Here is an 11,949-nt window from a genome sequence, read left to right as displayed (position 1 = left end):
ACCTTAACAAAGCGCAGCCTCCCGCGCGGCGAACTCATACGATGCTCACATTTCAACAAATTATCCTGACCTTGCAAACCTATTGGGACAAGCAAGGTTGCGCCCTGCTCCAGCCTTACGACATGGAAGTCGGCGCCGGCACCTTCCACACCGGCACCTTCCTGCGCGCGATCGGCCCGGAACCTTGGCGCGCAGCGTATGTGCAGCCGTCGCGCCGCCCGAAAGATGGCCGCTATGGCGAAAACCCGAACCGCATGCAGCATTACTACCAGTACCAGGTGGTGTTGAAGCCGGCGCCGGAAAACATCCTCGACCTGTATCTGGGTTCGCTGGCCGCGCTGGGCCTGGACTTGAAGCAGAATGACGTGCGCTTCGTCGAAGACGACTGGGAAAGCCCGACCCTGGGCGCCTGGGGCCTGGGCTGGGAAGTCTGGCTGAACGGCATGGAAGTGACCCAATTCACCTACTTCCAGCAAGTGGGCGGCCTCGATTGCAAGCCCGTGCTGGGCGAGATCACCTACGGCATCGAACGCCTGGCCATGTATCTGCAAGGCGTGGAAAACGTGTATGACCTGGTGTGGACCGAGTGGGAAGAGAACGGCACTACGAAAAAACTGACCTACGGCGACGTCTTCCACCAGAACGAAGTGGAGCAATCGACCTACAACTTCGAGCACGCGAATACGGACCTGCTGTTCGAACAGTTCGGCAACTACGAAGCGGAAGCGAAGCGTTTGATCGAGCTGCAACTGACCCTGCCCGCCTACGAGAAAATCATGAAAGCGTCGCACAGCTTCAATATGCTCGATGCGCGCGGTGCCATCTCGGTGACGGAACGCGCCGCCTACATCGGCCGCGTGCGCACCCTGTCGCGCCTGGTGGCGCAAGCGTATTACGACTCGCGCGAACGCCTCGGTTTCCCGATGCTGCCCGCCGCAGACCAACCCGCCGCCGCTTGATCGCCTAGCTCATACACCGCCGTACCAGACAAGAACACCATGAACCAAACACTGCTCATCGAACTGCTGACCGAAGAACTGCCGCCGAAAGCGCTGGCCAAACTGGGCGCCGCCTTCACGGCCGGCATCGTCAACGGCCTGAAAGCGCGCGACTTCCTCGAAGCCGACAGCGTCGCCACCAGCTACGCCTCGCCGCGCCGCCTGGCCGTCTCCATCACCAATGTGCGCGAAGTCTCGCCCGATAAATCGATCCGCGAAAAAGTCTTGCCCGTCTCCGTGGCGCTGGACGCGAACGGCAACGGCACGCCGCCGCTGGCCAAGAAACTGGCCGCGCTGGGCTTCCCCGACCTGACGGTAGCCGAGCTGGAACGCGCCGCCGACGGCAAGGCTGAAAGCTTCTTCTACACGTACACGGCGCCAGGCAGCCAGCTCGCCGCCGGCGCGCAAGCTGCGTTGACCGAATCGGCCGCCAAGCTGCCGATTCCAAAACTGATGAGCTATCAGCGCCCGGACGGCACCACCGTGCAATTCGTGCGCCCTGCCCACAGCCTGATCGCCCTGCACGGCATCAATATCCTGCCCCTGACCCTGCTGGGCCTCACGGCCGGCCGCACCACACTGGGCCACCGCTTCCTGACCGACGGCGAGCCGATCGCCATCGCGCACGCGGAAAACTACGCGCCATCGCTGATCCTCAACGCCAGCGTCATCGCCAGCAACGAAGAACGCAAGGAACGCATCCGCGCCCAGCTGCTGGACAAGGCCGGCGCCGACCAGGTGCTGATGCCCGAAGCGCTGCTCGACGAAGTCACCGCCCTGGTCGAATGGCCGGTCGTGTATGAATGCCACTTCGAGGAAGAATTCCTGGCCGTGCCGCAGGAATGCCTGATCCTCACCATGCAGACGAACCAGAAGTATTTCGCGCTGACCGACAGCGAAGGCAAGCTGCGCTCGCGCTTCCTGATCGTCTCGAACATCGAGACGGACACGCCCGAGCACATCATCGGCGGCAACGAGCGCGTCGTGCGTCCGCGCCTGTCCGACGCCAAGTTCTTCTTCGAGCAGGACAAGAAGAAAACCCTGGCATCGCGCCTGCCGCTGCTGGCTAACGTCGTCTACCACAACAAGCTGGGCACGCAAGCGGCACGCACAGAGCGCGTCAAGTCGCTGGCCGGCGCCATCGCCGCCAAGCTGCAGTACGACGTGGCACTGGCCGAACGGGGCGCCCTGCTGGCCAAGGCCGATCTGCTGACCGACATGGTGGGCGAATTCCCCGAACTGCAAGGCATCATGGGTACGTACTACGCGCGCCATGACGGCGAGCCGGAAGAAGTGGCCTTGGCCGCCTCCGAACACTACCAGCCGCGCTTTGCCGGCGACGCCCTGCCGTCGACCGCCACCGGCACCGCCGTGGCCCTGGCCGACAAGCTGGAAACCCTGGTCGGCATCTGGGCCATCGGCCTGGCGCCGACGGGCGACAAGGATCCGTTCGCGCTGCGCCGCCATGCGCTGGGCGTGCTGCGCATGCTGTTGGAAAAACGTTTGCCATTGTCGATCCAGGGCTTGCTGGCGGATGCGGCAGCGCAGTTCGCAGCGGTGCCCGGCTTCAAGGACCCGGTCGCGGACGTCACCACCTTCATGCTGGACCGCCTGCGCGGCATCCTGCGCGAGCGTGGCTTCTCGCCGAATGAAATCGAAGCCGTCGTGGCACAGAATCCGGACCGCCTGGACGACATCGTGCAGCGCCTGGAAGCCGTGCAGGCGTTTGCCGCCCTGCCGGAAAGCTCCTCGCTGGCAGCTGCCAACAAGCGTATCACGAACATCCTGAAAAAGAACGAGGAAGCCCTGAGCCAGGTCGCCGCCGGCGGCGTCAACGTGGCGCTGCTGCAGGACGAAGCGGAGAAAAAACTGGCCGCCGCCGTCTCTCGCGTGCAGCCGGAAGTCGACGCGGCCTTTGCCAAGGGCGACTTCACCAGCACCCTGCAAACGCTGGCGCAGCTGCGCGACGACGTCGATGGCTTCTTCAATGACGTGATGGTGATGGCCGAGGATGTCGCCCTGCGCAACAACCGCCTGGCCTTGCTCTCGTCCCTGCACGGCATGATGAACCGCGTGGCCGACATTTCCAAGCTGGCGGCATAATGGGTACTCCGGCGCTGAAACTGATTATTCTCGACCGCGACGGCGTCATTAATCATGACTCGCCGGACTTCATCAAGTCGCCGGCCGAATGGCTGCCGATCCCAGGCTCGCTCGAAGCGATCGCCCGCCTGAACCAGGCTGGCTATCGCGTGGTGATCGCCTCGAACCAGTCGGGCATCGCGCGCGAATACTTCGACATGACGGTCCTGAACGCGATCCACCAGAAGATGCACACGCTGGCGCAGCAGGTGGGCGCCGATATCGACGCCATCTTCTTTTGCCCGCACGCGGGCGCGGACAATTGCGACTGCCGCAAGCCGAAACCGGGCATGTTCCATGAAATCTCGCAGCGCTACAACACCAGCCTGAAAGGCGTGCCCACGGTCGGCGATTCGCTGCGCGACCTGCAGGCCGGTTTCATCAGCGGCTGCGTGCCCTACCTGGTATTGACGGGCAAGGGCGACAAAACCAACGAGACGGGTGGCCTGCCGCCTGGCACCCAGGTCTTCCCCGACCTGGCGGCCGTGGTCAACCACCTGCTCAAGGCGCCAGCCACACCGGCGCCCACCGTAGCATTCAGTATCTAATCTTCGGAGAACCGCATTGCGTAATATTTCCCTGTTCCTGCGATCACTGCTGTTCATGATCATCATGATCGTGGCCACCATCGTCTGGGCCTGCGTGTGCTTTTTTGCCGCGCCATTGAGCTACAACAAGCGCTATTGGGTCACCTCGCGCTGGAACGTGTTTATCCTGTGGTGCGCCAAGGTCATTTGCGGCATCCGCTATGAAGTCAAGGGCGCCGAGAACTTCCCCGACGCGCCGGCCATCGTGCTGTCGAAACACCAGTCGGCATGGGAAACCATCTTCTTGCTTCCCAGCCTGCCACGCCCGCTCGTGTATGTGTTCAAGAAGGAAATCCTGTACATCCCCTTCTTCGGCTGGGCCATGGCGCTGCTGCGCATGATCCCCATCGACCGCAAACAGGGCAAGCATGCGTTCAAGAGCGTCGTCGCGCATGGCAAGCGCCGGCTGGCCGATGGCCAATGGATTATCATGTTCCCTGAAGGGACCCGCATTCCCGTGGGCCAGGCGGGCAAGTACAAGAGCGGTGGCACGCGTTTGGCCATTGCCACGGGCGCCGTGGTGGTGCCGATTGCGCACAATTCAGGCGAGTGCTGGCCCAAGCAGTCATTCCTCAAACGCCCGGGACTGATCACCGTCTCGATAGGCAAACCGATTTCGCCGGAAGGGCAAACCCCGGACAGCATGATGCAACAGGTGGAAAATTGGATAGAATCAGAAATGCGCGTCATTTCGCCTCACGCCTACAACGCTGGCTAGACGGCATCAGCGCGGTCATCCAGGAGCCGACACTGCGCCAGCAGATGAAGACCATCAAGGTCGGCGACCAGCAACTGGATTTGTTCGCGCATGACGTCTCGACCAGCACGCCCCCGGCGGTGCGCCCCACGGCACCGCCAGCGCCGCCCGTGGCGCCACCGGTAGTAGCGCCCGCGCCGCCCATCGTTCGTCCCGCCCCACCTCCCCTGCCGTCCCCGCCACGCACCGCCGATGGCCCGCCATTGCGCCAGCTGCAGCTGGGCAGCCACCTCGTCGAATTTGCCCTGCGCCGCTCCACGCGCCGTTCCATCGGCTTCATGATCGACGACAACGGCTTGCGCGTGACGGCCCCCAAGCGCGTCACCCTGGCCGAAATCGACAACGCCATCCGCGCCAAGCAAGGCTGGATCGTCTCGAAGCTGCTGGAACGGGGCGAGCGCAAGGTGCAGCGCCAGCAGCGCCCGCCCGTGGCCTGGGTCGATGGCGCCGTGCTGCCCTACCTCGGTGGCGAGATCACCTTGCGATTGCACCAGGCGCCGCGCCACCGCGCCAGCTTCCAGCGCGAGACGAATGAGCTGCACGTATGGGTCACGCCCACGGGCAGCGAGCAGCAACTGAAGGAAAAAGTGAAAGGCTGGTTCCAGCACGAAGCGCGCCAGCTGTTCGAGGCGCGCCTGGACGTATATGCGGACAAGCTGGGCGTGCGCTACGATTCGCTGTCGCTATCGTCGGCCGGCACGCGCTGGGGCAGTTGCACCATCGAGCGCAAGATCCGCCTGAACTGGCGTTTGATCCACTTCGCTTTGCCGCTGATCGACTACGTGGTGGCGCACGAGCTGTCGCACCTGCTGGAAATGAACCACAGCCCCCGCTTCTGGGCCACCGTGGAATCGATTTATCCCGATTACGATGGCGCCAAGCAGGCGCTCAGAAAGCGCTCGCAGGAGTTGCCTGTGCTGTTTACGTAGGCGCCTGTCGGATTACGCTCTACGAGCTAATCCGACCTACAGTCACGTAGGTCGGATTAGCGCAGCGCGCGTAATCCGACGCCATTGTTGGCCGCGCGCCCATCACGGCAGCAAAGGCTTGATGGCCGCGATGGTACGCGGCGTGGCCCCCCGGTGCTGGTTGGCAAACGCCAGTGCTTTTTCTCCCATCAACGATAAGCGCGCGCGATCCTGCAGCAAGGCCGACGCCTGCGCCATCAGCGCATCGGCATCGGCCACCAGCGCGGCGCCGCCGGACGTAATCGCCTGCTCGGTGACCAGCGCGAAATTGAAGGTGTGGGGACCGATCAGCACGGGCTTGCCCAGGGCCGCCGGCTCGATCAGGTTTTGCCCGCCCAGCGGCAGCAGACTGCCACCGACGAAGGCGCAATCGCAGGCCGCGTAATACGCAAACATCTCGCCCATCGAATCGCCCAGCAGCACTTGCGTGTCGGCAGCAACGGCATCGTCCCGCGCCAGGCCGGACCTGCGCTGCACTGTCAGGCCCTGCGCCGAGATCAATTTTTCCACCTCGTCGAAGCGCTGCGGATGGCGCGGCACGATCAGCAGCAGCGCATGCGCGGGCAGGCCCGAGCGGATATACGCATCGAGGATCAGCTGCTCTTCCCCTTCGCGCGTGCTGGCGCACAGCAGCACGGGACGCTGGCCGATGGCTGCGCGCAGCGCCGCCCCCGTCGCCAGGGCAGCCTCGGGCACGACGACGTCGAACTTGATGCTGCCCGTGACGACGACGTCCCGCACGCCCAGCTGGCGCACGCGATCGGCGTCGTCCTGCGTCTGCGCCGCCACCAGGGTGATGCCGCGCGCCGCGTCGGCAATGAGTTTGCCCAGTCGCTGCGCCTTGCCCAGCGAGCGCTGCGACAGGCGCGCATTGGCCAGCACCACGGGCACTTTGTAGCGATTGCATTGGTGGATCAGATTCGGCCACACTTCCGTCTCCATCAGGATGCAGATGCGCGGCGCGAAATGGCGGATGAAACGGGCCGGCATGGCGCCCGTGTCGTAGGGCAGATAGCTTTGCACGAGGCGCGCGCCGTGTTTGGCGAACAGGGATTTACCCGTGGCGCGCCCCGTCGGCGTCATGTGCGTGAGGACGATGCGGCACGCGGGCCAGGCGGCCAGCAGCGCATCGATCAGCGGCTCGGCCGCGCGCGTCTCGCCGACGGAGACGGCGTGCAGCCAGATGGTGTTTGTAGCAGACGCCGGCTGGCGCCCGTAAAAGCCCAGGCGCTCGCCCCAGTGCTGGCGGTAGCCGGGTTCCTGGCGTCCGCGCAGCCACAGCCGCGCCAGCACCAGGGGCAAGGCCAGCCACCAGGCGAGGGTATAAAGAAGTCGCATGTTTATTGAATGTTAAAGTCAGGCGGGAGGATAGTCTGCCAGCAGGCGCCGTGCCGCGGCCAGCACGTCCGGCACGCCGGGCGGCGCGCCCTTGTCGCCCAGGTTGATGATTTTCGGCGACCAGTTGCCTTCCGTTTTCCACAGCGGCGAATCGGCATAGATTTCCACCGTCGGGCGCACGAAGGCGGCCGCAATGTGCGTCAAGCCCGTGTCGACGCCGACCACCAGCGCCGCATGGCGCGCCAGCAGGGTGGCGTCGCCCATCGATAGTTTCGGCAGCAGGCGCGCGTTCGGCAGGCCGGCCGCCAGCACTTCCGCTTCCGCCTTTTCCTTGGGCGAACCCCAGGGCAGCAAAATCGGCATCGGTGCCAGTGCCTGGCCCAGGGCGATCCAGTTTTCCGGTGCCCATTTCTTGGCGTCGCGCGCCGTGCCGTGGAAATACACGCAGTAGGGCGCTTCGCCCATCCAGTCCGGGCGCGGCTCGCTACGCGACACTTCCGGCAAGCCGAAATCGGCCGGCGTGTCGACCGTGTAGCCGAGCGCCGCGGCGGCCACCAGGCGGCCGCGCGCTACCGCATGTGTGCGCGGGTCGAGCGGAATGCTTTTCGTGTGAAAAATGCGCGAGATGCCTTCGTAGCCCGAGCCTTCGCTGCCATTGGCCAGACCGACCTTCTGTCCGCCCGGCGCCAGGCGCGCGGCGCCCATGATGATGCCCGTCTTGAGCAAGCCCTGGGTATCGAACACATAATCGTAGTGCGTCTGGCGCAGGCTGCGGAAGAAGGCGGCGATTTCCGCGCGCGTCTCTTTCTTGCCCAGGCTCTTGCGCCAGCGCCGCAGCGCGAACGGGAAGATGGTATTCACACGCGGGTTCAGGCGCACCAGGCTGGTGTAGCCCTCTTCGACCACCCAATCGATGGTCGCGTTCGGGAAATGGCGGGCGATATCCGCCACCATCGGCAGGTTATGCAGCACATCGCCCAGCGAAGACACCCGCACCAGCAGGAGTTTCAAGGGCGCCTGTGCGCCAGGTTGACCGGCCATGCTGTCAGAACGGCAGGACGGCGTCAGGCTTGGCGGCCAGGATCACGCTCTTGAACTGGCCCTGGATGCGCGCCAGCGCTGCCGGCGTTTCCGCTTCGAAGCGCATGACGATCACCGGCGTGGTGTTCGACGAACGGGCCAGGCCGAAGCCGTCCGCGTATTCCACGCGCAAGCCGTCGATGGTGATGATCTGTTCATTGCCGGGGAAGACGGCGTCGCGGCGCAGCATGTCCATCAGCGCGACGTTCTCGCCTTCCTTCAGTTCCAGGTGCAGTTCCGGCGTGCTGTCGGACTGCGGCAGGGAGTTCAGCAAACTTGAGGGATCCGCTTCGCGCGTGAGGATTTCCAGCAGGCGCGCGGCCGAATACAGGCCGTCGTCGAAACCGTACCAGCGGTCCTTGAAGAAGATATGGCCGCTCATTTCGCCGCCCAGCGGTGCACCCGTTTCGCGCAGCTTGGCTTTCACCAGCGAGTGGCCCGTCTTGTACATCAGCGGCACGCCGCCATGCTTGCTGATCCACGGCGCCAGGTGGCGCGTGCATTTGACGTCGTACAAAATCTGCGCGCCAGGGTGGCGGGTCAGCACGTCGGCGGCGAACAGCATCATCTGGCGGTCAGGGTAGATGATCTGGCCATCCTTGGTGACCACGCCCAGGCGATCGCCGTCGCCGTCGAAGGCGATGCCGATTTCCGCATCCGTCTCGGCCAGGCAGCGGATCAGGTCTTGCAGGTTTTCCGGATGCGCCGGGTCCGGATGGTGGTTCGGGAAATTGCCATCGACTTCGCAGAACAGTTCGATGACTTCGCAGCCCATGCCGCGGAACAGGTCGCCCGCGAATGCGCCGGCCACGCCATTGCCGCAGTCGACGGCGATCTTGATCGGGCGCGCCAGCTTGACGTCGCCCAGGATGCGCTCGATGTAGGCGGCGCGGATATCGTGCGTGGCATAGGTGCCCGGATTGGCAACGTCCCTGGCGCTGGCGCTGCCGTCGTGCGCGACGATGCTGTGGTACAGCGCCTGAATCGCTTCGCCGTGGATCGCTTCGCCGGCCAGCACCATCTTGAAGCCGTTGTAGTCGGGTGGATTGTGGCTGCCCGTGACCATGATGCCGGAGCGCGTATCGAGCACATTCGTGCCGAAGTAGACCATCGGCGTGGCCACCACGCCCAGGTCGATCACGTCGACGCCTGCCGCTTGCAAGCCCTGCGCCAGCGCCGCCGTCAATTCCGGTCCCGACAAACGGCCATCGCGGCCGATCACGACCCGCTGCTCGCCCTTGGCCAGGGCGGCCTGGCCAAATGCCTGGCCGATCTTGTGCGCCACGCTGGCATCGAGGGTTTTAGCGATGATGCCGCGAATATCGTAGGCCTTGAAGATCGTTCTGGACAATGGAAGCATGGTGTGGGCGGTATAAGTAAGGGGCGAATAAGGAATAAATAGGGAGCCTGGCAAGGTGCAGCGTACGGCTGCCAGCTTGCTACTGCGCCAAGAGTATACCGAATTATACGCGCAGCAGATCGATCGACTTGCCCGATTCCACCCACTGCCTGACCCACAACGGCTGGCGGCCGCGGCCTGTCCATTGTTCAGCGGTATTGTCAGGATGGCGATAACGTACCGCGACTTTGCCCGTGCGCGGGTGCAAACCATCGAGTATCAGCTGTTTCAGCGGAATGCCCGCCTGCTGCGCGATGGCCATGATCTGTTCGCGCGCCTTGTTCAAGTCTTCGCGCTCGCGGCTGTTCAATTCCTGTTTGACATTATCTTCCAGTTTGCGCAATTCCAGCATCGTCATCGTAGACAGATCCATTCGTACATCCTTTATATTAATTTAAATAATAAAATCACCTGGAATATACTACATTGCATAAACATTTGCGCACCATTGCATAATCCGTCGTCAATTGAATCACGGCTCCCGGTTTATTTAGCGGCCCAACATTAAGATTAAATGAAGAATATAACGGAAGCGCGCATGGAGGTGAATAAACATGAATGAAATGGCATTCCGGCATGCCGGCAAGGCTGGCGTGGCGCGGCGATTCATTCCGGCAGCCGTGCCGGCGGATTATGAGCAGTATATGACCGCAGGGAATGCGGCCAAATCAAATCCCCATCCGGCATAATCGGCACCGGATTTTTTTCTTCCCTCTGCCATGCGCGCAATCAGTCATCTGCCGGCAATGTCCCAACATCAAAGGGCAGGCATGCTTATAATGCAGGCGCGTAGTCCACTTCACCCCGGCACATATGAAAACTTACTTTATCGGCGATCTGCAAGGCTGCCATGACCAAACCGTCGCACTGATCGAACGGATCCAAACGGCGGCGGATGGCCCGTACCGCCTGCTGTTCGCGGGCGATTTGATCAATCGCGGCCCGGCCTCGCTGGCCACCCTGCGCCACATTCATGCGCTGGCGCGGCAGGGCCTGGCCAACAGCGTCCTGGGCAACCATGACTTGCACCTGCTGGCCGTGGCCAACGGCATCCGCCCCGAGCATGCGTCCGACACCCTCGCCGAAATCCTTGATGCGCCCGACCGCGACGAGTTGATCGACTGGCTGCGCCAGCGGCCACTGGCACTGGAACACGACGGCCATGTGCTCGTGCATGCGGGTTTGCTGCCGCAATGGAGCGCGGCCCAGGCCCTGTCCCTGAGCGGGGAAGTGTCCAGCATGCTGCGCAGCGATGATTGGGTGGCCTTCCTGCGCACCATGTACGGCAACGAGCCGGCCGCCTGGCGCGACGACCTGCAGGGCGCCGACCGGCTGCGCTGCATCGTCAACGCCATGACACGGCTGCGCTTTTGCACGCCGGACGGCGTGATGGACTTCAAGATGAAGGAAAGCGGCAGCCCGCCGCCCGGCTCCGGTCTGCTGCCCTGGTTCGACGTGCCGGACCGGCGCAGCGCCGGCGACACCATCGTCTTCGGCCACTGGTCGGCGCTGGGACTGCAATTGCGGCCGCACCTGATCGGCCTCGACAGCGGCTGCGTGTGGGGCGGAAAACTGTCGGCCGTGTGTCTGCAAGACCGCTCGCTGCTGCAGGTCGACTGCCCCACGTTCCAGCAGCACAGCGGCAAACGCTAAGTGGCAAGCGCGGCGCGCATATGCTTAGTCGAAATCGGTCGTTGGCCATGCCGCGCCTGGCCCGTATGATGGAGCTTTTGCCTTTGCCATCCCATGCATCCTGATACCGACAGACTGGCGCGCTGGCTGCTCGGCAGCCTGGAACTCGACACCGCCGTCCTGCATGTGGGCCAGTACTGCGGCCGCTGGCGCGCCTCCACGGCGGGCCGGGAACTGGGCAGCTTTCACCTGGTGCTCGATGGCCACTGCTATCTGCACCTCGATGGCGCGGCGCCGATCGCGCTCGGCCCGCGCGACGGCGTCTTCCTGCTGCGCGACTTGCCGCACTTTCTCAGCCCCCACAGCGACCCGCTGCAAGCGGTCCGCGCGCAAGCGATGCTGCCGCTGCAAACGCCCACGGAGCAGCCGGCGACGGCGCTGGCCTGCGGCTTCTTTCAATTTCGCGGCGCCCTCTCCGCGCTGATCGTCGACTCGTTTCCGCCGTATCTGCTGATACGCGGCGACGCGCCCGCCTTCAGCGCGGCCGCCGCCCTGTTCGACCTGATCCTGGCGGAGGCCGGCGGCGATCCGGAGCAGCCGTCGCCGCTGATCGCGCGCCTGGTCGAACTGCTGTTCTTTTACCTGATCCGCCATGTGGCGCAGGGCGAACAGGTGGCTGCCGGCCTGCTGTCGCTGCTGCACCAGCCCGCATTCTCGCCGCTGCTCGAACGCATGCTCGACGCGCCCGCCGACGACTGGTCGATCGAGAACATGGCCAAGGCGGCGTGCATGTCGCGCGCCAGCTTCTGCAAGCATTTCGCCAGCGCCAGCGGCCACTCGCCCGCCCAGTTCCTGCTCCTGCTGCGCATGAAGATCGCCGCGCGCCGGCTGCACGACGGCGTCTCCGTCGAACGCGCGGCCGAACTGGTGGGCTACCGCTCGCACGCCGCCTTTACGCGCGCCTTCAAACGGGTCACGGGCGAGCAGCCGGGCGCCTACCGGCGCGACCAGAGATTGCGGCAGCTGGCAAACTGAGATCAAGGGTTGC

At 64.1% G+C, this 11,949-nt stretch carries 12 protein-coding genes; 8 read left to right on the top strand and 4 right to left on the bottom strand.

Annotated features, from left to right (window positions below; genetic code table 11):
- The first annotated feature begins 41 nt into the window (after positions 1–41).
- Genes glyQ through JAB6_RS02395 form a run of 5 tightly spaced genes read left to right on the top strand, consistent with a single transcriptional unit; the run spans position 42 to position 5,413 of the window.
- Positions 42–959, top strand: coding sequence for a glycine--tRNA ligase subunit alpha (gene glyQ / locus JAB6_RS02415; protein ID WP_034746745.1), 918 nt, complete (start codon positions 42–44; stop codon positions 957–959).
- A gap of 39 nt (positions 960–998) precedes the next feature.
- On the top strand, positions 999–3,101 hold the full coding sequence (gene glyS, locus JAB6_RS02410; RefSeq protein ID WP_070301224.1) for a glycine--tRNA ligase subunit beta: 2,103 nt from the start codon (positions 999–1,001) through the stop codon (positions 3,099–3,101).
- Positions 3,101–3,688, top strand: coding sequence for a D-glycero-beta-D-manno-heptose 1,7-bisphosphate 7-phosphatase (gene gmhB / locus JAB6_RS02405; protein ID WP_070301223.1), 588 nt, complete (start codon positions 3,101–3,103; stop codon positions 3,686–3,688). Before glyS ends, gmhB begins: the two co-directional genes overlap by 1 nt.
- Positions 3,689–3,704: 16 nt before the next feature.
- Complete coding sequence (locus JAB6_RS02400) at positions 3,705–4,445, top strand: 1-acyl-sn-glycerol-3-phosphate acyltransferase (RefSeq protein WP_034746739.1); 741 nt, start codon at positions 3,705–3,707, stop codon at positions 4,443–4,445.
- A gap of 44 nt (positions 4,446–4,489) precedes the next feature.
- On the top strand, positions 4,490–5,413 hold the full coding sequence (locus tag JAB6_RS02395) for a M48 family metallopeptidase (RefSeq protein ID WP_070301222.1): 924 nt from the start codon (positions 4,490–4,492) through the stop codon (positions 5,411–5,413).
- Between the two features lie 102 nt (positions 5,414–5,515).
- Here JAB6_RS02395 and waaA read toward each other — a convergent pair whose 3' ends face one another.
- From waaA to JAB6_RS02375, 4 genes are all read right to left on the bottom strand, one after another.
- Positions 5,516–6,790, bottom strand: a complete 1,275-nt coding sequence (waaA, locus tag JAB6_RS02390; RefSeq protein WP_070301221.1) for a lipid IV(A) 3-deoxy-D-manno-octulosonic acid transferase — start codon at positions 6,788–6,790, stop codon at positions 5,516–5,518.
- An 18-nt stretch (positions 6,791–6,808) separates the two neighbouring features.
- Positions 6,809–7,831 (bottom strand): lipopolysaccharide heptosyltransferase I, encoded by a 1,023-nt coding sequence (gene waaC / locus JAB6_RS02385; protein ID WP_070301220.1) that lies wholly within the window; start codon positions 7,829–7,831, stop codon positions 6,809–6,811.
- 4 nt (positions 7,832–7,835) lie between these two features.
- Complete coding sequence (locus JAB6_RS02380) at positions 7,836–9,230, bottom strand: phosphomannomutase/phosphoglucomutase (RefSeq protein WP_034746728.1); 1,395 nt, start codon at positions 9,228–9,230, stop codon at positions 7,836–7,838.
- Positions 9,231–9,333: 103 nt separating this feature from the next.
- Positions 9,334–9,642, bottom strand: coding sequence for an H-NS family nucleoid-associated regulatory protein (locus tag JAB6_RS02375; protein WP_070301219.1), 309 nt, complete (start codon positions 9,640–9,642; stop codon positions 9,334–9,336).
- A gap of 181 nt (positions 9,643–9,823) precedes the next feature.
- Between JAB6_RS02375 and JAB6_RS29850 the strand changes: the two genes are divergently transcribed.
- From JAB6_RS29850 to JAB6_RS02365, 3 genes are all read left to right on the top strand, one after another.
- Positions 9,824–9,958 (top strand): hypothetical protein, encoded by a 135-nt coding sequence (locus tag JAB6_RS29850; protein ID WP_257620212.1) that lies wholly within the window; start codon positions 9,824–9,826, stop codon positions 9,956–9,958.
- A gap of 124 nt (positions 9,959–10,082) precedes the next feature.
- Positions 10,083–10,922, top strand: a complete 840-nt coding sequence (locus JAB6_RS02370) for a symmetrical bis(5'-nucleosyl)-tetraphosphatase (protein WP_070301218.1) — start codon at positions 10,083–10,085, stop codon at positions 10,920–10,922.
- A 93-nt stretch (positions 10,923–11,015) separates the two neighbouring features.
- The gene (locus tag JAB6_RS02365) at positions 11,016–11,936 is read left to right on the top strand and encodes an AraC family transcriptional regulator (RefSeq protein WP_034746717.1); all 921 of its coding nucleotides are present in this window, start codon (positions 11,016–11,018) and stop codon (positions 11,934–11,936) included.
- The last annotated feature ends 13 nt before the right edge of the window (positions 11,937–11,949 follow it).

The organism is Janthinobacterium sp. HH104 (assembly GCF_001758715.1).
Lineage (GTDB): Bacteria > Pseudomonadota > Gammaproteobacteria > Burkholderiales > Burkholderiaceae_D > Janthinobacterium > Janthinobacterium aestuarii.
This window is presented reverse-complemented; position numbering and strand designations above follow the sequence as displayed.